The following is a 20946-nucleotide window of genomic DNA, read 5'->3' on the forward strand; positions in this document are numbered from 1 at the left end:
ATTTAATAGAAATGAATGCTTAAAAATATAATTTCAACATTGTATCTTAGCAAAAAAAATAATAGGTTTACGAACTTTTAGTAAAGACAAAAATAAAATATGAAAAAAGCAGCCATATTTGCACTCTTAATAGCCGTTTTTTACAGTTGTGGTTCTAATGATAGAGGAGAATTAGTTGGTGTAAAGTCTAATAAAAAATGGTTTTCTGAAAAACCTTACGGAATGGCATTAATTCCAGGGGGCTCCTTTACCATGGGTAAACAAGACCAAGATATATTAGGTACGCTAAATACACCTACCAAAACTGTAACAGTAAGACCTTATTATATGGATGAAACTGAAATTACAAATAACGAATATAAAGAATTTGTATTTTGGGTCAGAGATTCTATTGTAAGAACAAGGTTAGCAGAGCAAGCAGAGTTTGCTTCTTTAGGAGCAGATGCTGGTGCAGAAGGCAACCGAAGAACATCAGGAATTCAAAATTATGCGTATAAAGATACTGTAGAAAACACGACACCTTATCAAAAATACATGTATGAAAATTACTATAGTTTTGATACCATACAACCATTAAATTGGGATGAAGATCTTATTTGGGAAAAAGATGAGTACCCAGACGTTGACTATGTAGAAGTTATGGATTCTTTGTACATAAGCAGAGAAGAAGCTGTAGACGGAATTAGAACTTTTAATACCAAATATTTAAACTATAAATATTCTTGGTTTGATAGAGATAATGCAGCAAGAAAAGGTGGGAATCGAAAAGACTTTGTAGAAACTGAAGTTTTAAATATTTACCCAGATACTACAGTTTGGGTTAAAGATTTTAATTATTCATATAATGACCCAATGCACCAAGATTATTTTTATCATCAATCTTATGGAGATTACCCAGTAGTTGGGGTTACTTGGGAACAAGCAAATGCTTTTTGTAATTGGAGAACAAAAAAGAAAAATGATTATTTAAGAGGTAAAAAAGGGTCTAGCTTAGTCCCAGATTTTAGATTACCAACAGAAGCAGAATGGGAATATGCTGCAAGAGGTGGCTTAGAATTTGCAACTTATCCTTGGGGAACAGGGAGTACCACAAGTGATAGAGGTTGTTTCTTAGCAAATTTCAAACCCGTAAGAGGTAATTACGCTGTTGATGGTGCATTATACACAGTTGAAGCAAAATCGTTCAATGCAAATGATTACGGTTTGTATAACATGGCAGGTAATGTTTCTGAGTGGACAAATACGGCTTACAACTTATCTTCTTACTACATGGCATCTACAATGAATCCGAATGTAGAGGATCGAAAAAATAAAAGAAAAATCATAAGAGGTGGTTCTTGGAAAGACGTTGCATATTATTTAGAAGTAGGCTCAAGAGATTATGAATATGCTGATACTGCAAGAAGCTATATAGGGTTTAGAACTGTCCAAAATTATTTAGGTACAACAAACAAATAAAAATTAAAAAGAAAATAAGAATTAAAAAAAAAGAAAATGGCACAATCAAGAGGTTACAAAAAAACAATGAATTTCGTTTACGGAATGGGAGCTGCAGTAGTAATTGTAGGAGCATTATTTAAAATTCAACATATATCTATAGGACCAATAACAGGAGGTGTAATGCTTACCATAGGATTATTGGTTGAAGCAGCTGTATTCGCAATTTCTGCTTTTGATGCGCCAGAGGATGAGTTTGATTGGTCTAAGGTTTACCCTGAATTAAATGATGATGGTTTTGTTGCTGAAAAGGAAGAAAAGGCAAGCGCAGAAGGTTTGTTGTCTAAAAAATTAGATAACTTGTTACAAGAAGCCAAAATTGATTCAGCTTTAATGGATAGTTTAGGAAACAGTATGAAGAATTTTCAAAATGCAGCAGAAGGCTTGTCATCCGCATCAGAATCTGTAGCTTCTACGAATAAATACAATGAACAAGTTTCTTTAGCAGCTGCACAAATGGAATCTTTAAATAGTTTGTATAAAGTACAGGTAGAAAATACTACGAAACAAGCCAGTTTAAATTCAGAGGTTGTAGAGAATACTCAAAAATTAAAAGAACAGATGGATTCTTTAGCAAAAAACCTATCTTCATTAAATGGAGTTTATGGAGGTATGCTTTCTGCAATGTCTACCAAATAATTAATTAGTTCAATGAAATTGTATAACAAGAAAAACTAATTACTATGGCAGGAGGAAAAATGTCTGCAAGACAAAAAATGATAAACTTAATGTACCTTGTATTTATTGCAATGTTGGCAATGAATATGAGTAAAGAAGTATTATCTGCTTTTGGCTTCATGAACGAAAAACTAACAGAAAATAACATTTCTACAATAGAAAAGAATAAAGAAGCCTATGCTAATTTAGCAACAAAGGCATCAGAACAAACGGCCAAGTTTGGAGAATTAAACAAACAAGCAAAACAAATACAAAAATACTCAGATGATTTCTACACCTATTTAGGTGATCTAAAAACTAAAATGACTTCAGATATCGAAGATAAAACAGATTATGAGTCAATGGATAAAACAGAGTTTTTAGACGTTTATTTTTTTAAAGGTGATGGATATACTGAAAATGGTCAAGAATTCTTAGACAAAATCAACAACTACAGAACTAACGTAACCAAAGTTTTAGGAGAGAATAGCAAGTTTACACCAATTTTAAACGATAGATTTTCTACAGACCCCGTTAAAAATAGCAAAACAGGAAAAACAGTAGAATGGTTAAAAGCAAGATACGAAGGTTTTCCATTAGTAGCTTCTTTAACAAGTTTAACACAAATGCAAGCTGACGTTAGAAATACTGAAGCTGATATTGTGAGTTCTTTATTAGGTGGAAAATTAGAAGAATCTTTATCACTTAATAATTATAAAGGTATTGTTGCGTTAGATAAGAACGCATATTTTGCAGGCGAAAAAGTGAGTGGTAAAATCGTTTTAGGACGTTACGATGCCACTATGATTCCAGATAATGTAATATTAAATGGTAGAGATTACAAAAAAATAGAATCAGGTCAAGTTATTATAGATATGCCTGCTGGTAATGTGGGGAGTCATGATATAAAGGGTAAGATTACTTTTACTCAAAATGGAGAACCAGTTGAAGTACCCTTTGAAAGTTCATACTCTGTTATCCCAGAACCAAGTAATGCTGTGGTTTCTGCGGACAAGATGAATGTGGTATACAGAAGTTTAGATAACCCGATTTCTGTTTCTTTACCTGGTGTAGGTGATAATAATTTAAAAGTTTCAGCTTCTGGAGGTTCACTTTCAGGAAGTAGAGGAAAATACATTTTAAAACCTGGTGCAGGTAAAGTTGCAACTATTAATGTAAGTGCTAAATTAAGTAGTGGTAAAACTGTAAATTCTAAAGCAACTTTTAGAATTAAAGATTTACCAGCTGCAGTAGGGCTTGTTCGTAATCAATCAGGTACTGTTAAAATGCCAAAATCAGGTTTAGCGAATTCACCAATTACCGCTGGTTATGAAGATTTTGACTTCGACTTAAAAGTAAAAGTAACAGGCTTTAAAATCAAAATACCTGGTCAGCTAACTATTATTGTAAACGGAGATAGGTTAACAGCTGCAGCAAAGCAGAAATTATCTAGAGCCAGAAGAGGAGATCAAATTAATATTTATGATATTAAAGCAACTGCTAATGGTGTGCCTCTTAAAAAGGTATTTCCTGTAAACATAGAGTTAACAAATTAACATAAAAAAATTAATGATGTATAAAAATTGTTTCATATTATTTTTCACCCTTTTTACAGCTTTAGCAAGTGGGCAATCCAATATGCTAAACTGGAAAAATCCTGAAGATATTGGTAAAAAAAATGAACAACAACTTTTAGCAGACAATGATGGCCCAATTCCCTATGGATATGTAGATGATAGAGATATTATGTGGTCTAAAGTGGTTTGGGAGTTTGTAGATTTAAATCAAAAAATAAATTTACCCTATTATTTTCCTATTGATACATTAAATATTTCTCCAGATAGAAGGTCTTTGTTTGATACACTTGTAAAAGGAATCAGACAAGGTAAAATAGAAAATGCATATACAGATTCTTTTTTTACATCTAAGATAACTCAAGAAGAAATAGAATCTCGTTTAGTAAACGTACGTGAAGAAAACGGATACACAGATACGTATACATTACAAGCGCAAGATATAGGAGGTTATATGCTAAAAGGAATGTGGTATTTTGATAAACGTCAAGGTGAAATGAAATACAGATTGCTAGCCTTAGCGCCAATGGGAAAAGATGTGCAATCATTTGGAGTAGAAGGCGTAGAGGATGAAAGCTTATACGAATTGTTTTGGATATTTTTCCCATCTGCAAGACAAGTGTTGCACGATTCTAAAGTGTTTAATCCAAAGAATGCATCTCATCCTATCTCTTACGATCATCTGTTAAACGCTAGAAGATTCAGTTCTGTTATTGTAAGAGAAGAAAATATTTACGGAAACAGGTCCATTTCAGATTATGTTCGTGGTAATTCGTTATTTCAGTTGTTAGAAGCTGATAAAATCAAAGAAGATATCAGAAATAGAGAAATTGATATGTGGAATTATTAAGTTTTTGCAATGTAAAAACTTATGCTGAACTTGTTTCAGCATCTAAAAGTTAAAGCAAATTTTTTAGATATTGAGCGCTTGTATTTGCAAGCGCTTTTTTATTTTTACAAAGTGAAAGTAGATTATATAATTGTAGGTTTAGGTTTAGCAGGTTTAGCATTTGCAGAAGAACTGATTCAGGAAAATAAAAGTTTTTTAGTTTTCGAAGATGACTCTCAAACATCATCTTTAGTAGCTGGTGGTGTTTACAATCCTGTAATTTTAAAACGATTTACACCAGTTTGGAATGCCAAACAACAATTAGAAATAGCAATGCCATTTTATGAAAGATTAGAAAAAAAATTTCAAACTCAGTTTGATCAAAAATTCATCATCAAAAAAGCATTCAAATCTGTAGAAGATCAGAATAATTGGTTTGCTGCTTCAGATATACCTTTATTAGTTGACTATATAGACCCAGAAATAGATCATCAAAATAAAACAGGTGTTTTTGGAGATTTTGGTTTTGGAAATGTAAATCATGCAGGAAGAATAGACACCAAAAAGTTAGTGAACTTTTATAGAGATTACCTAAAAGAAGAAGGTAAAATACATTTTGAGCAATTCGAACATCAAAAATTAAAAATAAACGACCTACAATTAGAGTATAAAGGAATAATTACAAACACAATTGTTTTTTGTGAAGGCTTTGGAATGAAACAAAACTTATTCTTTAATTATTTGCCTTTAAATGAAGTAAAAGGTGAACTAATAACTATTCATGCACCAAATTTAAATATTAATTTTTTATTAAAATCTACCTTGTTTGTATTGCCTTTAGGAAATCATGTTTATAAGGTTGGTGCTACTTTTAATTGGAAAGATAAAACATCAAAACCATCCGAAGAAGGTAAAAGTGAATTGGTTGAAAAGCTTAAAAAAGTTATCGATGTTCCGTATAAAATTATGAGTCAAACTGCTGGTGTTAGACCAACTATAAGAGATAGAAGACCATTAATAGGTAAACATCCAGCATATCCAAACTTAGCAATTTTAAACGGTTTAGGAACAAGAGGTGTAATGATTGCACCTACTGTTGCCAAACAGCTGTTTCATCATTTAGAAAAAGGAGAGGAGTTAGATCCAGTTACAGACATTCAAAGATTTGAGTAGTTGTAACCGGCAATTTATAACGTCTAAGATTATTCTTTTTCTTTATAATTCACAAACATATTAATCCAAAGAATTCGAGATAAACGCAAGTTTATTGGAGCTAAAACCACCAAAGCTACAATCACAGATAAAAAAGATTGCAATAAATCAAAATCTAAAAATAGTTTTGTAATTACAAAAACGGCAATAGAAATGGCAACTGTAATTCCGTAATTTACATACATAGCTCCATAAAAAAATGAAGGTTCCATCATATATTTTAAATTACAATTTGGGCAATTATCGTGTAATTTTGTAACTTTTGATGGATGAAAAGTAAAAGAATATTTAAAGAAATCTCCTTTATGACATTTAGGGCATTTACCATTTGCAATACTATATAATTTTGTGCCTTTTTTAAACATCATAACTTTAAATTTTATCTACTTTTGCAAAGGTAAATTTTTTACCAATCTAATTAAGTAACAATTATTACAATTCATGTTAAACGTTCATAATTTAACAGTTTCATTTATGGGAACTGATTTGTTTTCTGGCATAACTTTTAAATTAAATAAAGGAGATAGAATCGGTTTAATTGGTAAAAACGGAGCAGGAAAATCGACTTTATTAAAAGTGCTTTCTAAAGATATAGAAAGTAGTGGAGGCACAATGGCGTTTGATAAAGATGTACAAATTGGCTTTTTAAGACAAGACATCGATTTTGTAGAAGGTAGAACTATTTTAGAAGAAGCCTACCAAGCTTTCGAAGAAATTAAAAAAATTGAGTTAGAATTAGAAGATATTAATAATCAGTTAACAACTAGAACAGATTATGAAAGCGATTCTTACACGCAATTAATACAAGATTTAACAGACAAACAAGAACGTTACGAACTTTTAGGAGGATACAATTACCAAGGTGATACAGAGAAAATTTTACAGGGTTTAGGTTTTCAAAGAGAAGATTTTAATAAACTTACTGATACTTTTTCTGGTGGATGGAGAATGCGTATAGAATTGGCCAAATTGCTTTTACAGAATAATGATATTTTGTTGTTAGATGAGCCAACCAACCACTTAGATATTGAATCGATCATTTGGTTAGAGAATTTTTTAAAAGGATATTCTGGAGCTATTGTTCTGGTTTCGCACGATAAAATGTTTTTAGATAACGTAACCAACAGAACTATAGAAATTTCTTTAGGACAGATTTACGATTATAAAAAACCATACACTCAGTTTTTAGCATTACGAGCAGAAATTAAAGAAAAACAATTGCAAGCTCAGAAAAATCAAGAAAAAGAAATTAAGCAAAAACAACAACTGATTAATAAGTTTAAGGCTAAAGCTAGTAAAGCTTCTATGGCGCAATCTTTAATGAAACAGTTAGATAAAGTTGAGCTTATAGAAGTAGATCAAGATGATAATGCAGCAATGAATGTACGTTTTGCCATTTCTAAAGAGCCTGGAAAAATTATTATTGAGGCAGAAAATTTATCGAAAAGCTATGGAGATAAACATGTTTTAGAAGGTGTAGATTTATTAATAGAAAGAAATAGTAAAATTGCTTTTGTTGGTCAAAATGGACAAGGAAAATCAACTTTAGCTAAAATGATGGTTGGCGAAATTCCGTTTGAAGGGCATTTAAAACTCGGTCATAATGTAGAAGTTGGGTATTTTGCACAAAATCAATCAGAATATTTACCACCAGAAAAAACAGTGTTAGAAATTATGGAAGATGCTGCAACAGACTCTAACAGAATGCGAGTTAGAGATATGTTAGGTTCTTTCTTATTTGGTGGAGATGCAGTAGATAAAAAAGCCAAAGTGCTTTCTGGAGGTGAAAGAAACAGGTTAGCTTTATGTAAATTATTATTACAACCTTTCAATGTTTTAATAATGGATGAGCCAACAAACCACTTAGATATTGCCTCTAAAACTGTTTTAAAAGAAGCGTTGAATAATTTTAATGGTACTTTAATTGTGGTTTCTCACGACAGAGAATTTTTACAAGGATTAACAAGTACTGTTTACGGATTTAAAGACAAAGAAATTAAAGAATATTTAGGTGATATTGATTATTTCTTAGAGCAGCACAAAATGGAAAGTTTGCGTGAAGCTGAAAAGAAAACTGTAGTTAAAGTAGAAAAAGATACTTCTAAAAACGAAGCCTTTCAATTGTCTAGAGAGCAAGAAAAGGAGTTGAAAAAGCTAAATAATAAGCTTTCTAAAATAGAAACTGAAATTGCAGATTTAGAAAGTGAAATTGAAAAACTTGACTTAGAATTGGCAAATAATTACGATGAAGTTTCTGCAAGACCTAATTTCTTTAAAAACTACAAAGCTAAAAAAGCCAAAGTAGATACTTTAATGGAAGATTGGGAAAAGGTAGAAGAGCAGATTTCTAAGTTTTCTTAATAATTGGTAAGTAAGTTCATCTTTGGAAATTAAAAAATGGATTTTGATAAACGTTATATTTCCGAAAACCAAAACATAAACCTTCCAATTTTGGAAGAAAAAAAGATTGAACTCTGTATTAAAAGAGAAGATCTAATTCATCCTTTTGTTTCTGGTAATAAATTCAGAAAATTAAAGTACAATCTACAACAAGCAAAACAGCAACAAAAAGAGACTTTGCTTACTTTTGGTGGGGCGTTTTCTAATCATATTGTGGCAACAGCTGTTGCTGGTCATTTGTCTAGTTTTAAAACCATTGGTGTTATTAGGGGTGATGAATTAGGCGAAAATTTAGAAAAAACCTTAGCTTCAAATTCAACTTTAAAAGAGGCGCACAAAAACGGAATGACCTTTGAGTTTGTTTCTAGAGCTCATTATAGACATAAATCTGATGACGATTTTATAAATCAACTTAAAGAAAAATTTGGAGATTTTTATTTAATTCCTGAAGGAGGTACAAATGAATTTGCCATAAAAGGTTGCGAAGAAATTTTAACAGCAGATGATTCTAAATTCGATTATATTTGTTCTGCAGTTGGCACAGGTGGTACAATTTCTGGTTTAATTAATGCTTCTAAACAGCATCAACAGGTAATTGGTTTTCCTGCGTTAAAAGGAAATTTTTTAGCAAATGACATCAATTCGTTTGTCAGTAAAAAGAATTGGCATTTACAAACCAATTATCATTTTGGTGGTTATGCTAAATATAATGATGAGTTAATTCAATGCATCAACAATTTTAAACAGAAAACGAATATTTTATTAGATCCTATTTATACAGGTAAAATGGTTTTTGGTATCTTAGATTTGGTTCAAAAAAATTACTTTAAACCAGGAACAAAAATTTTAGCAATTCATACTGGAGGAATTCAAGGCATTGCAGGTTTTAATCAAAAATTAAAAAGAAAAGGACAACAAATAATACAATAGATATGAAATTTAGGATTTTACTTTTTTTAAGCTCAATTTTGTTTTTTGCCAGCTGTGGTTCTAAAAAAAAGGTGGTTAATAAAAAAAATCCTGGAGTTGTAATTGTAGAGCCTAAACCAATTGAGTTGCCTTCTGTAAACGAAAAAGAATTAACCAGAGAATTAAAAAAGAAGAATCCGTCTTTAGACAAATATACCCTTGCTTATATTAGAAAATATGCGCCAATTGCAGTAAAAGAAATGCACGAATATAAAATACCTGCAAGCATTACATTAGCACAAGGAATTTTAGAATCTTCAAGAGGCAGAAGCGAATTGGCTTTAAAATCGAACAATCATTTTGGTATAAAATGCCACACAGGTTGGACAGGCGAACGTGTATATCATGATGATGATGAAAAAGGAGAATGTTTTAGAAAATACGTTTATCCAGAAACTTCTTACAACGATCATTCTTTATTTTTAACCCAAAGAAGACGTTATGCTTTCTTGTTTGATTACAATATAAAAAACTATAAAAAATGGGCTTATGGCTTACGAAAAGCGGGTTATGCCACAGATAAAAAATATCCTGCCAAGTTGTTAAAGATTATAAAAGATTATAAATTATATGAATTTGATGATGTTAAAAAAGGCAAATACACCAAAGAAGTTAAAAAACTAAACGAAGGTAAAACTTTTAAAAAACCGGTTGTAATAAAAAAAACAAAAGAGAATATGTATCAAGTTAGAAAAGGAGATACTTTGTATTCTATTAGCAGAAAATTTGGAATTACCGTAGATTTTTTAAAGAAAATAAACAGCTTAACAGACAATACCATTTCTATAGGTCAGCAATTATTGGTAAAATAATTAAGCCCAATTTCCTCTAAAGAAAATTGGGCTGGGTATAATAAACCAATCAACCAAATCAGTTTCTTTTAATCTCTTTTTTCTCTTGCCATTCTGCGTTCTTTCATGCCTTTTTTGTTTTTCTTCATTTTTCCTCTCATTTTTCTACCTTTATTCATTTTTTCAAACTTTTCAAATTGCTCTTTGTTTAAAATTTCTTTCATACTATTTTTAAAAGCAATTTGATTATCTAAACGTTTGCTTTGCATTGCGTATATTTCATCAGCAGTAGGCTTAGTTTCATTTTTTCTCATTTCTTTACGCTTTTCCATAGCTGCCTTTCTCTTTTCTGCTTGAGTTTTTAATAAAGGTGCAATTTCATTTTGTTGCTTTGTAGATAAATCTAAAGCTAATGTCATTTTTTTAACAGCCAATTCTGTATGTTGTTCAACTGTTAATTGTGGTCTTTTATGCCCCTTTTTTTGCTGTGCTTGAGTTGTTAAAGTAAAAACGAATACTAGAACTAAAATACTTACTACTTTTTTCATGATGTCTTTGTTATTATTTAATTAATATGCTTCTTTGACATCAAAAAAAATAAAAGGTTTAAATTTGTGTATTAATTTAACAACGGTTTAACAATTTACAGATTATGAAAAAAGTGATTATTCTATTTTATTTTTTATCATTTTTAACAAAGGCTCAAGAGCCAGTTACTGTAGATTTAAGTAACCCAAAATCAACAGTATACACGCATATTTATTTTCTACAAGAAGACACTTACCAGCCTGAAAAAGCAGCAAAAACTATTCACGGTTTGGTGGCTGAGGAGGCTATAGAAAAAGCCATTAAAATTAAAAAAGTTTTAGATGGTAAAGGTTTGTATATCGATTTTAATAGAATACCAACAAACACAAATCATAAAGATTCTATTGGGTATACTTCTTATCATAAATATGTTTTATTTCCTCAAAGGATGCCAAAAATTTATGTAGAAAAGATTGAAAACAACTGGTATTATTCTGCAGAAACCATAGCAAGTATAGATGAACTATATAAAGAAGTTTTTCCTTGGTATGTTGATAAATTACAGAATATTATTCCAGTTTCGGGTCATAAAAAAGTTTTTGGTATAGAACTCTGGCAATTTGTGGCTGTTATTATTTTGTTAGTTCTTTCTCTTTTAATTTTCATAATTTTCAAAAAAATTGCATTTGCCATATTACAGCGAATTCAACATTATATTACCAAAAGTAATAACACAAATATTGAGGTTAAAACAGTGTTAAAAAAATTAGCACACCCCATGAGTCTTTTAATTTCTTTAAAATTTATAGATATTATTTTTCCTTCGCTTCAGTTTACATTGGCAATAAATAAATGGGTCTTTTTGGCCATAAATATTGCAGAAACGGTTTTTTGGATTTATGTTTTCTTAAAATTGGTAAAGGTAATTATGCAAATTTATAAAGAAATAACAGAAAAAACTCATAGTAAATTAGATGACCAATTGGTGCCTATTTTAAACAATTTGTTAACAGGTGTTGTAGTTATTTTTGGTTTCTTTAAAGTGTTGCAATTGTTTGGTGTAGATACTACAACCATGTTAGCTGGTGCAACTATTGGAGGTTTGGCATTTGCATTAGCATCTCAAGATACCGTAAAAAACTTTATTGGCACTGTTGCTATTTTTTTAGATAAACCGTTTCATATAGGAGATTGGATTAGTGCAGGTGAAGTAACAGGTACAGTAGAAGAAGTTGGTTTTAGGTCTACTAGAGTGAGAGCTGCAGATACTACAGTTTTTCAAATTCCGAATAGTAAATTATCAGAAATGGTAATTAACAATAGTGGTTTACGTTTGTATAGACGTTATAACACAAACTTGGGTTTACGTTACGATACACCACCAGAATTAATTGAAGCTTTCGTAAACGGAGTTCGAATAATTATTAAAGAACATCCAGAAACAAAGTCAGATTCTTATAACGTAGAATTTACAGGTTTTGGAGATTCTGCGTTATTAATTATGATGAATGTGTATTTTAAAAGTTTGGCTTGGGGTACAGAACAATCTTCTAAGCATAGATTACACATGGCTATTATAAAATTAGCCGCAGAATTAGGTGTAGAATTTGCATTTCCGTCTACAACAGTTACTATTGAGCAATTTGCAGGCAATGAAAATTTATTACCAAAGTATAACACAAATAAAGAACAAATCAATAAATCGATAGATAAAGTGCTTACCGCTTTTAGAAATGATGCTCCACCAGAAAATACACCAGAAAGTTAATGAAACGTTTCTTAAAATATGTTTTACGTTTTTTAGTGGTTTGCATAATCGCTTTTGTAGGATTCTTTTTTTGGGCATCGTCTTCTACTTTAGATAAGAGCGAATATGCTAAATTGATAAAAGAGAATCCGTTAGAAATGCCTAAAAACGATTCAATTTTTAGCATTGTCACTTATAATATTGGGTATTTAAGTGGAATGACGAATAACTTACCGATTGAAAAATCAACATCGTTATTTGATATTAATTTACAAAAAGTAAAATTAGAACTACAAAAACTACAACCTGATATTATTGCTTTTCAAGAGATTGATTACGATGCGTCAAGAAGTTACCACATCAATCAAGAAAAAGAAATAGCTAGCTTAGGTTATGGTTTTACAGCAAGAGCTATCAATTGGGATGAGCAATACATACCTTTTCCTTATTGGCCTTTTAGTATGCATTTTGGTAAAGTGGTTTCAGGGCAATCTGTACTCAGTAAATACCCTTTAAAAGAGCATCAAAGAGTGGTTTTACAAAGAGTTGCTGACGCTTCTTTTTATAGAGATGTTTTTTATTTAGAACGTTTGGCACAAGTGGTTAAAGTTAATTTTCAAGATGAAGAAGTTGTGCTAATAAATGTACATTTAGAAGCGTTTGATAAGGCAACCAGAGCACATCAATTTAAAGAAGTTTTAACAATTTTTAATCGATATAAAAACGATTTTCCAACCATTTTATTAGGCGATTTTAACTCAAAAGCTAGAGATAAAGAGGCTGTAATTCAAAAATTATTGTCTATGAAAGGCGTTGGTAATGCCGCTTTTAATGCTGATAATATTGCCAATACATTTGATTCAAAATCTCCTTTTGAGCGTATTGATTATATATTTTATACAAAAAATTCAATTGAATATATTTCGGGTAAAGTTTTGAATGAATTTGAGCAAGCATCAGATCATTTACCTGTTTTAATGGATTTTAAATTAAAGTAAAATTTAAAACTAAAAAAAGTCACATCGTTTTTTTGATGTGACTTTTTGTAAGTTTTATAGTTTTATGTTAAATTTATTTTGGGTCTAAAGCCATGTCAATTCTAGCTAAAACATCTTGTAAGTGATAACGAGAAGTTGTGTTTGAAGCTCTAGAAGCTGCGGATCTAACATCTCTTTTCAATCTATTTAATTCTCCTCTTGCAAAAGATTTGATATCCGATTGACTAACAGTTACAGATGGTCTTCCAAAACGACCTCTTTGATCTTCAGCTTCGTTTAGTAAATAACTTAAACGCTCTATATGTGCTTTTTGTAGGTTTCTTCTATAGGTATCAATACTTTTTCCATTATACAATTCAGACCATACACCTCTGCGTAGATCATAAAACATGGTAACTAATGAATAAGCTTTGCTTCCATTAAGTGTTTCATTTTCTATCATTCTAGACATACGTGAAGTACTCAAAACATTGTTTAAAGTTCTAACTTGTAAAGCTCTAATGCTTTCTACAATACCACTTGACTGAAATTTAGCAAACATATCTTTATTCAACATCCAAGTTGGAGTTTTAAATAATTCGTTTATTACAAATTGTAAAGACTCTCTTTGCTTAGATTTATCTACATGTGTATAAACAGCTCCTTCTTGGTCAGCAGTTTTGTAGTATTCGTAAATACCACCCACATTGGAAGAAACGTGCCCCATATATCTGTTAAATTGACCGACAACTTGCCCAAACATGGTTTGCATTTCGTCATAAGTTTCTCCATCTTTGGTTGTCCATTTTTCTAGATTAGGTAAAATTCTTTTTAAATTTTTGATACCATACATACTTGCTTTTACAGCATCATCACCTAAATCTTCGGTTTGTGAACTTGGATCTATTACACCTCTTTGTTGACGTCCAAAACGATACATTGGGTCTCCTGCTTTATCTAAAATCCATTGATTTAAAATAGGCTTCTCTTCTTTAGCAGTTTTTTCTAAGATAGGTCTATATCCCCAGTTGATTGCATATTTATCATAAGGGCCAATATTCGGCATTAGTGCAACACCTTTATCTTCTGGTTGAGCTACATAATTAAAACGAGCATAATCCATAATAGATGGTGCTGTACCATATTTTTGTGTAAAACTTGCAGAACGTAAAGAATCTACAGGATAGGCAACAGAACTTCCCATGTTGTGTGGTAAACCCAGTGTATGACCCACTTCGTGAGACGATACAAAACGAATTAAACGCCCCATAACTTCTTCTTTAAACTCAGTTTTTTGAGCATCAGGATTTATTGCTGCAGTTTGAATAAAGAACCAGTTGCGTAATAAACTCATTACATTATGATACCAACCTATATCTGATTCTAAAATTTCTCCAGATCTAGGATCGCTTACATGAGGCCCGTATGCATTTTGAATGTCTGAAGCAAAATAACGAATTACTGAATAACGCGCATCTTCTGGAGACCAATCTGGATCTTCTTCTTTAGTTGGCGCATCTTTTGCTACAATAGCGTTTTTAAAACCTGCTGCTTCAAAAGCAATCTGCCAATCGTTAACACCTTGTTTTAGATACTTTCTCCATTTCATTGGTGTAGCAGGATCTATATAATAAACAATCTGTTTTTTAGGTTCTACTAATTCACCTCGTTTAAATTTTTCAATATCTTCATCTTTTACCTCTAATCTCCATCTATCTAAATATCTTACAGTTTTAGCCTTTTGAGCATCTAAACCGTAATCTAATTGTCCTCTTGCAAACCAGCCGACTCTTTCGTCAAAATAACGTCTTTTCATAGGTTCTTTAGGTAGTAAAATCATAGAGTTACTCATTTCTAGAGTTATAGAACCAACAGCACTATTTGATGGTGCTTTACTTGCAAAATAGGTTTTTACATGTCTTAATTCGATGTTTGTTGGGTAACTACTTACTCTTTCTATATAAGAACGTGTTTTGTCTAAACGTGTAACTCTATAAGCTGTTCTCGATCTTTGATCAAGTCCCATTGGTTTTACATCTTCAGAAAGCAGTTTTGTAGCATCAATAACTACGCCTGTGGTGTCTTTATTAAAAGCTTTAATTGGAAAAGAGTATAAAATAGGTTCAAAATTAGAATTTACTACGGCTTGATGAATAGGTAGTATAGTATCTGCAGAGATTCGATGAGAAACTATTCTTAGTAAAATATTCTTCCCTTTACGTTGCCATCGTAACACTTGATTGTTGGTGTTTTCTCCACCATAACCAATATTGGTTGCAGTTTTAGCAATTCTAGTAACCATTAACATTTCTCTTTCTAAAAGAGAGTCTGGTATCTCAAAAAGATAGCTATTATCTTTTGTGTGTACTTTAAACAAGCCATCATCTGTTTTGTGTTCTTTGGTAACTACTTTACCATAAGGCTGAATAGCATCTTTTTTAGGTTTTGGCTTAGGCTTTGTAGCCGATTTTTTTGGTTGTTCTTTTTTTTTCTTTTTAAAAATTTGTGCTTGTGCATCTAAAGAAAAACCAAAAATAAGAGCAACAATAAAAAGTTGCGAGAATATTTTTTTTGTCATAATAAATGTGATTTGAATTGTTTTCGAAATTACGGAATCTCTAAAAGGTCAAACCTTAAATTTTTGTTAAAGAGATGTGTTTTTTTATTATGGCAAATAGTTACTTGTTTTATGCTATAGATTTATTATTGGTAGGTTTTAATTTTTAAGGTTTGCATTGTTTCTGTACCCGCTTTTTTCTTGATACCAATCTGCTTTTGTACTACCACCAGAAGTTGCCCAATCTGCAAAGAAGTTGTAAGCATCAGTTATAACAACACTTTCTTTTGGTGCTTTGTAACTTCCGTTAATATTCATTGCCCAAGGAAAACCTTGTGTTGTTTTAAAATTACCATCACTATCTCTTACTGTTGGTCCTTCTTCAATAGAAGTAGTTGTTGGGTAATATGTTGTTGGTTTATTAGGCAAGTGCACTTCTTTTGTTCGATCTTTATTTATAATTAAAAAAGGATTAAAAGGCGCATTACCTAAGGCTGTAGTTGATATAGGTTCTGTAAATGTAATAGATATTGTATTGTTTAATCCAACGTTAATATGTGAGTTGTCAAAAAATACAATTACTGCATTGGGTTGTTGCTTTTCTGTTCCGTTAGCATTATTTGAAATAATTCCTTCTGTTAAATTAGCTCCAGAAACATTTGCAATTGCAGATGGTAAAACACCTTCTAATTCTATACCATACCCATTTGTATAGCTTCCACCTATAGATTCAACAATGTAGTTGTAGTCAAGTTGTATCACTTTATTTTCTGAATTTAATATGGTTTTAATATTATAACTAATTACCAAATCATTAAAATCATAATCTCCTGAATAAGGCCATAAATCTTCGAAAGCTATGGTAGCATTCGTAAGTTCGTTAGGATAATATAATTTATTGGTAACACTAGTACAGTCTCCAGGTTTAGTTTCTTTTATTACTACATTATCTATAAAATTTCCGACACTAATACTGCTAGCAGTACTTACTGCTTCAAATATAAAATAAGTGTCATCTTGATTATCAGGGACTACGTAGGTTCCAGAATATTGCACCCATTCAGTTTTGCCAGTTGTCATAGTTGCTTCTGTAGTTGCAGTACTTAAGTTTTCGCCAATTCTAACTACAGCAGTATCTGTACCTGCTCTTCCTCTATGCCATACAGACCATGTTATTTCTGCTCCAGGACTTGTACATATGCGTTGGTAAAGTGCAGAATTTTGATTTGCATTTAGTTCAGCAAAATAGGTTCCGTTTTGAGAAGCTACACCACTAAAACCGGATTTCCATAATTCAATTTTATTATCTGTGGCAGTTGTAGACCAACCGTCTACGTTAGTTTCATTTGTGATGATATAACTATTAGGTAAGCTTGGGCCTTCTTCAAAATCACCATTTAAAAAGAAATTATCAGTACATTCTGAACATGAATCATTATATTTTTTTTCATTTTTAGTTGCACTTTTACTGGTTGCTACAGTAAAATCAATTCTATTATTTAATACGTCTATAATTTCATAACTATACTCAAGACCATCTTTTCTTAAAAGATATATTTTGTTGAAAGTTGTTGATAAACGGATATCATGATTAATTTGTCCATCATATGGCTTACCACTATATATTAAATTATTAAGAGCATCATTTATGTTTTCTTCTTCAGAAGTATAACTTTCTGCATAGGCAAAAACTTCATATTTAACATGCGGTGTTGCATCATTTATTGAAATGGTTACATTTCTTTCTGTCTCAAAATCAAAAGAACTTGGAATTATTAAATTTTCTAATTCTTGGATTGCAGTTTCTACTACTTCATCTGTTTCTGGTTCTTGAACATCAATACTATCAGGTGTACATGCACTAAAAAAAACAGTTACAATGCTTGCGAAAAGGGTAATGAATTTTTTCATGATTATATTTTTAAATAAAATAGCGCATACAGCCTATTTACCTACCAAAGGTAAAAATATAAGTTTTATTAATTTTAAAACATTGGCTTGTTGAGGCTTTTTTCACAGCCAAATACAAATTTGTGTCGATGAATGCTTTTTCAAAGACCGTTTTAAAATTGAAAAATATATGGAAAACTCCCCTTTTAGAACTGCAATCCTTGATTTTTACAAGTTAAAAGCTTCTTTAATGTTAGCTACATAATCTAACTTTTCCCAAGTAAATGTTTCTACTTCTTCAGAAACGGTTTCTCCCATAGGATTTGTGAACGTAACTGTTTTTACTTCAGGAGTTCTTCCCATATGTCCATAGGCAGCAGTTTCTGAGTAGATAGGAGTTCTTAATTTTAAACGTTTTTCTATAAAATAAGGACGCATATCAAAAATTTCTTCTACTTTTTTGCTGATTTCTCCATCAGACAAATCTACAGTAGCTGTGCCATAAGTTTCTACATTTATACTTGTAGGTTTTGCAACTCCGATTGCATAAGAAACTTGAACTAAAACTTCTTTACACAAACCAGCAGCCACTAAGTTTTTAGCAATATGTCTGGTTGCATAAGCTCCAGATCTATCTACTTTAGAAGGATCTTTTCCAGAAAAAGCGCCACCTCCATGAGCACCTTTTCCACCATAAGTATCTACAATAATTTTTCTACCAGTTAAACCTGTATCTCCATGAGGTCCACCAATTACAAAAATTCCTGTTGGGTTTATGTGATACGTAATATCATCTGTAAATAATTTTTGAATATGAGCAGGTAATTTTGCAATTACTCTAGGAATCAAAATTTCTACAATATCTTTTTTAATTTTGGACAACATTACTTCTTCTGATGCATCAAAATCATCATGTTGAGTAGAAATTACAATGGCATCAATTCTTTGTGGAACATTATCATCAGAATATTCAATGGTAACCTGACTTTTAGCATCGGGTCTTAAGTAGGTAATGTCTTTGTTTTCTCTACGTAACTCAGCCAATTCTTTTAATAATCTGTGCGATAATTCTAAGGCCAAAGGCATGTAATTTTCAGTTTCATCTGTAGCATAACCAAACATCATTCCTTGGTCTCCTGCACCTTGTTCTTCTGGGCTAGATCTATCAACTCCTTGGTTTATATCTGGTGATTGTTCGTGAATTGCAGACAAAACTCCACAAGAATTTCCATCAAACATATATTCGCCTTTTGTGTAACCAATTTTGTTAATTACATCTCTCGCAATTTTTTGAACGTCTAAATACGTTTCAGATTTTACTTCGCCAGCCAAAACTACTTGACCAGTGGTTACTAGAGTTTCGCAAGCAACTTTGCTGTTTTTATCAAAAGCTAAAAAGTTATCGATTAAAGCATCAGAAATTTGATCTGCTACTTTATCTGGATGCCCTTCTGAAACACTCTCTGATGTAAATAAATACGACATAATTCTCTATATATTTTAAATAAATTATAATAATAAATGATTGCTTTGTCGCTAAAAGAAGTAGATAATTACTGCTTTAGCATTTTTTTTAAGAGGTTGCAATCAGTTCAAATTTATCCTCTGTAATTGAAATGCAAATTTACATCATTCTTAGAAATAATTGCATTTTTATAAAAAAAATATTCTTTTTAAGTGTTAATTCGTAAAATACTATCAATTTGTTAAATTATTTAAAATAAATTGAATTTTACTTGGATATTAAATTTTTCTATTGCAATATTTGTACTCACAAAGTTCAATAACTTATTGAAATGTTATCAAGAAAGGTGAAGGGATTAGACCCGTTGAAGCCTTAGCAACCCTTTAATCTATTAAAGAAGGTGCTAAATTCTACTCTTTTAAATGATGTAATTTAAAAGGATAGATAACAAAAAAGAATTTTTCTGTATCAGAAAAACTCTATTTTCTTTATAACATTTTTCTATTAAGTACATCAATTTTTTGATGCATTTGACTTTTGTTTTAATTAATTATTAACTCAAAAAAACAGAAAAATGAGTACACACAAATTAGCAACAAATGCGTTGCACGCAGGACATGATGTAAAAGCAAATGGAGGTGCAAGAGCGGTTCCTATTTATCAAACATCATCTTATGTTTTTAACGATTCAGATCATGCAGCAAATTTATTTTCGTTAGCAGAATTAGGATTTATTTACACTAGATTAAACAATCCAACAAATCAAATATTACAAGAACGTTTGGCAGCTGTAGAAGGCGGAATTGGAGCAGTTGTTTTTGCTTCAGGAACATCAGCAATATCAACAGGATTGTTAACGCTTTTAAAAGCTGGAGATCACATTGTAGCATCAAGCAGTTTGTATGGAGGTACCTACAATTTATTAAACGTAACTTTACCTAGATTAGGGATAACAACTACGTTTGTTGATGCTTCTAATCCTGATAATTTTAAAGATGCTGTTCAAGAAAATACAAGAGCATTTTTTGTAGAATCTTTAGGTAATCCGAAGTTAGATGTTTTAGATTTAGAAGCAATTGCTGAGCATTCTAAAGCTGCAGAAGTGCCTTTTATTGTTGATAATACAGTGGCTACACCAGCGTTATTAAATCCAATTAAACACGGAGCAAATATTGTAATTCACTCTTTAACAAAATATATTGGTGGTCAAGGAACATCATTAGGTGGTGCAATAATTGATGCAGGAACTTTTAATTGGGCCAATGGAAAATTCCCAGAATTTACTGAACCATCTGCAGGTTATCATGGGTTAAAATATCACGAAGTTTTGGGTGCTGCCTCTTATACGTTTAAATTAATTTTAGAAGGATTACGTGATTTTGGTGGCGCATTAAGTCCTACAAATGCGTTTAATATTATTCAAGGTTTAGAAACGTTATCCGTTAGAATTAAACAACATTCAGAAAATGCATTGGCTTTAGCAAAATGGCTAGAAGCACAAGAAGAAGTAGCTTGGGTAAATTATCCTGGTTTAGAAAGCAGTAAATACAAAGCGTTGGCTGATAAATATTTGCCAAAAGGACAAAGTGGAATTGTAACTTTTGGGCATAAAGGAGGTTTTGAAGCGGCAAAAACAATTGCAGATAACACAAAAGTTTTCTCTTTATTGGCAAATATTGGTGATACTAAATCCTTGATTATTCATCCTGCAAGTACAACGCATCAACAATTAGATGAAGCTCAGCAAGAAAGTGCTGGAGTTTCTCAAGATTTAATTCGTTTGTCTGTTGGTATTGAAGATTTAGAGGATTTAAAAGCAGATTTAAAAGCTGCGTTTGCCACAATTTAATTTT

Annotated in this window: 16 protein-coding genes and 1 riboswitch; of the genes, 11 read left to right on the plus strand and 5 right to left on the minus strand. The window is 31.2% G+C overall.

Translation table 11 applies throughout. From position 1 onward, the window contains the following. Positions 1-99 precede the first annotated feature (99 nt). Genes porK through ACW9UN_RS04535 form a run of 5 tightly spaced genes read left to right on the plus strand, consistent with a single transcriptional unit; the run spans position 100 to position 5730 of the window. Positions 100-1458 (plus strand): T9SS ring complex lipoprotein PorK/GldK, encoded by a 1359-nt coding sequence (porK, locus tag ACW9UN_RS04515; protein WP_459484275.1) that lies wholly within the window; start codon positions 100-102, stop codon positions 1456-1458. A 36-nt stretch (positions 1459-1494) separates the two neighbouring features. Further along, positions 1495-2136 (plus strand): type IX secretion system motor protein PorL/GldL, encoded by a 642-nt coding sequence (gene porL / locus ACW9UN_RS04520; protein WP_459484278.1) that lies wholly within the window; start codon positions 1495-1497, stop codon positions 2134-2136. A gap of 44 nt (positions 2137-2180) precedes the next feature. Beyond that, on the plus strand, positions 2181-3710 hold the full coding sequence (porM, locus tag ACW9UN_RS04525; protein ID WP_459484280.1) for a type IX secretion system motor protein PorM/GldM: 1530 nt from the start codon (positions 2181-2183) through the stop codon (positions 3708-3710). A 13-nt stretch (positions 3711-3723) separates the two neighbouring features. Further along, positions 3724-4578: a type IX secretion system ring subunit PorN/GldN gene (gene porN, locus ACW9UN_RS04530; protein ID WP_459484282.1), complete on the plus strand. Its 855-nt coding sequence runs from the start codon at positions 3724-3726 to the stop codon at positions 4576-4578. Positions 4579-4599: 21 nt separating this feature from the next. Beyond that, a complete protein-coding gene (locus ACW9UN_RS04535) occupies positions 4600-5730 on the plus strand; it encodes an NAD(P)/FAD-dependent oxidoreductase (RefSeq protein ID WP_459484284.1) in 1131 nt (376 codons plus the stop codon). Positions 5731-5759: 29 nt separating this feature from the next. Here ACW9UN_RS04535 and ACW9UN_RS04540 read toward each other — a convergent pair whose 3' ends face one another. Continuing rightward, positions 5760-6137: a DUF983 domain-containing protein gene (locus ACW9UN_RS04540; protein ID WP_459484286.1), complete on the minus strand. Its 378-nt coding sequence runs from the start codon at positions 6135-6137 to the stop codon at positions 5760-5762. Positions 6138-6210: 73 nt separating this feature from the next. Here ACW9UN_RS04540 and ACW9UN_RS04545 point away from each other — a divergent pair, with 73 nt between their 5' ends. The 3 genes from ACW9UN_RS04545 to ACW9UN_RS04555 are packed head-to-tail and all read left to right on the plus strand — an operon-like array spanning position 6211 to position 9950. After that, positions 6211-8130 (plus strand): ABC-F family ATP-binding cassette domain-containing protein, encoded by a 1920-nt coding sequence (locus tag ACW9UN_RS04545; RefSeq protein WP_459484288.1) that lies wholly within the window; start codon positions 6211-6213, stop codon positions 8128-8130. Between the two features lie 36 nt (positions 8131-8166). Continuing rightward, on the plus strand, positions 8167-9099 hold the full coding sequence (locus tag ACW9UN_RS04550; protein ID WP_459484291.1) for a 1-aminocyclopropane-1-carboxylate deaminase/D-cysteine desulfhydrase: 933 nt from the start codon (positions 8167-8169) through the stop codon (positions 9097-9099). A gap of 2 nt (positions 9100-9101) precedes the next feature. Continuing rightward, the gene (locus ACW9UN_RS04555) at positions 9102-9950 is read left to right on the plus strand and encodes a glucosaminidase domain-containing protein (protein WP_459484292.1); all 849 of its coding nucleotides are present in this window, start codon (positions 9102-9104) and stop codon (positions 9948-9950) included. Positions 9951-10018: 68 nt separating this feature from the next. Here the strand turns inward: ACW9UN_RS04555 and ACW9UN_RS04560 are convergent, their stop codons facing one another. After that, the gene (locus ACW9UN_RS04560; protein WP_459484293.1) at positions 10019-10477 is read right to left on the minus strand and encodes a DUF4890 domain-containing protein; all 459 of its coding nucleotides are present in this window, start codon (positions 10475-10477) and stop codon (positions 10019-10021) included. A gap of 104 nt (positions 10478-10581) precedes the next feature. On the opposite strand from ACW9UN_RS04560, the gene ACW9UN_RS04565 reads away from it, so the two are divergent. Both ACW9UN_RS04565 and ACW9UN_RS04570 read left to right on the plus strand, forming a co-directional pair. Further along, positions 10582-12225: a mechanosensitive ion channel family protein gene (locus ACW9UN_RS04565; RefSeq protein ID WP_459484294.1), complete on the plus strand. Its 1644-nt coding sequence runs from the start codon at positions 10582-10584 to the stop codon at positions 12223-12225. Further along, entirely contained in the window at positions 12225-13202 is a 978-nt protein-coding gene (locus tag ACW9UN_RS04570; protein WP_459484297.1) for an endonuclease/exonuclease/phosphatase family protein, read from the plus strand. The genes ACW9UN_RS04565 and ACW9UN_RS04570 overlap by 1 nt, the downstream gene beginning before the upstream one ends. A gap of 73 nt (positions 13203-13275) precedes the next feature. On the opposite strand, the gene ACW9UN_RS04575 is transcribed toward ACW9UN_RS04570, so the two are convergent. The 3 genes from ACW9UN_RS04575 to metK form a co-directional block, all read right to left on the minus strand. Then, positions 13276-15759, minus strand: a complete 2484-nt coding sequence (locus tag ACW9UN_RS04575) for a zinc-dependent metalloprotease (protein WP_459484298.1) — start codon at positions 15757-15759, stop codon at positions 13276-13278. 138 nt (positions 15760-15897) lie between these two features. Then, positions 15898-17649 (minus strand): LruC domain-containing protein, encoded by a 1752-nt coding sequence (locus tag ACW9UN_RS04580; protein WP_459484299.1) that lies wholly within the window; start codon positions 17647-17649, stop codon positions 15898-15900. Between the two features lie 207 nt (positions 17650-17856). Further along, positions 17857-19113, minus strand: coding sequence for a methionine adenosyltransferase (gene metK / locus ACW9UN_RS04585; RefSeq protein WP_459484301.1), 1257 nt, complete (start codon positions 19111-19113; stop codon positions 17857-17859). Positions 19114-19424: 311 nt separating this feature from the next. Then, a riboswitch (SAM riboswitch) is annotated at positions 19425-19544 on the plus strand. 123 nt (positions 19545-19667) lie between these two features. Between metK and ACW9UN_RS04590 the strand changes: the two genes are divergently transcribed. Beyond that, positions 19668-20942 carry an O-acetylhomoserine aminocarboxypropyltransferase/cysteine synthase family protein gene (locus ACW9UN_RS04590; protein WP_459484303.1) on the plus strand — a complete coding sequence of 425 codons (1275 nt, stop codon included), beginning with the start codon at positions 19668-19670 and terminating at the stop codon, positions 20940-20942. Positions 20943-20946 lie beyond the last annotated feature (4 nt).

This window comes from Polaribacter litoreus (assembly GCF_054584775.1).

Coding starts and splice junctions, on each gene's coding strand:
- ACW9UN_RS04535 (WP_459484284.1), top strand. CDS start 4,600: ATGCTGAACTTGTTTCAGCATCTAAAAGTTAAAGCAAATTTTTTAGAT.
- porL (WP_459484278.1), top strand. CDS start 1,495: ATGGCACAATCAAGAGGTTACAAAAAAACAATGAATTTCGTTTACGGA.
- ACW9UN_RS04555 (WP_459484292.1), top strand. CDS start 9,102: ATGAAATTTAGGATTTTACTTTTTTTAAGCTCAATTTTGTTTTTTGCC.
- ACW9UN_RS04560 (WP_459484293.1), bottom strand. CDS start 10,477: ATGAAAAAAGTAGTAAGTATTTTAGTTCTAGTATTCGTTTTTACTTTA.
- porM (WP_459484280.1), top strand. CDS start 2,181: ATGGCAGGAGGAAAAATGTCTGCAAGACAAAAAATGATAAACTTAATG.
- porN (WP_459484282.1), top strand. CDS start 3,724: ATGATGTATAAAAATTGTTTCATATTATTTTTCACCCTTTTTACAGCT.
- ACW9UN_RS04545 (WP_459484288.1), top strand. CDS start 6,211: ATGTTAAACGTTCATAATTTAACAGTTTCATTTATGGGAACTGATTTG.
- ACW9UN_RS04565 (WP_459484294.1), top strand. CDS start 10,582: ATGAAAAAAGTGATTATTCTATTTTATTTTTTATCATTTTTAACAAAG.
- ACW9UN_RS04540 (WP_459484286.1), bottom strand. CDS start 6,137: ATGATGTTTAAAAAAGGCACAAAATTATATAGTATTGCAAATGGTAAA.
- ACW9UN_RS04570 (WP_459484297.1), top strand. CDS start 12,225: ATGAAACGTTTCTTAAAATATGTTTTACGTTTTTTAGTGGTTTGCATA.
- ACW9UN_RS04550 (WP_459484291.1), top strand. CDS start 8,167: ATGGATTTTGATAAACGTTATATTTCCGAAAACCAAAACATAAACCTT.
- ACW9UN_RS04575 (WP_459484298.1), bottom strand. CDS start 15,759: ATGACAAAAAAAATATTCTCGCAACTTTTTATTGTTGCTCTTATTTTT.
- porK (WP_459484275.1), top strand. CDS start 100: ATGAAAAAAGCAGCCATATTTGCACTCTTAATAGCCGTTTTTTACAGT.
- metK (WP_459484301.1), bottom strand. CDS start 19,113: ATGTCGTATTTATTTACATCAGAGAGTGTTTCAGAAGGGCATCCAGAT.
- ACW9UN_RS04590 (WP_459484303.1), top strand. CDS start 19,668: ATGAGTACACACAAATTAGCAACAAATGCGTTGCACGCAGGACATGAT.
- ACW9UN_RS04580 (WP_459484299.1), bottom strand. CDS start 17,649: ATGAAAAAATTCATTACCCTTTTCGCAAGCATTGTAACTGTTTTTTTT.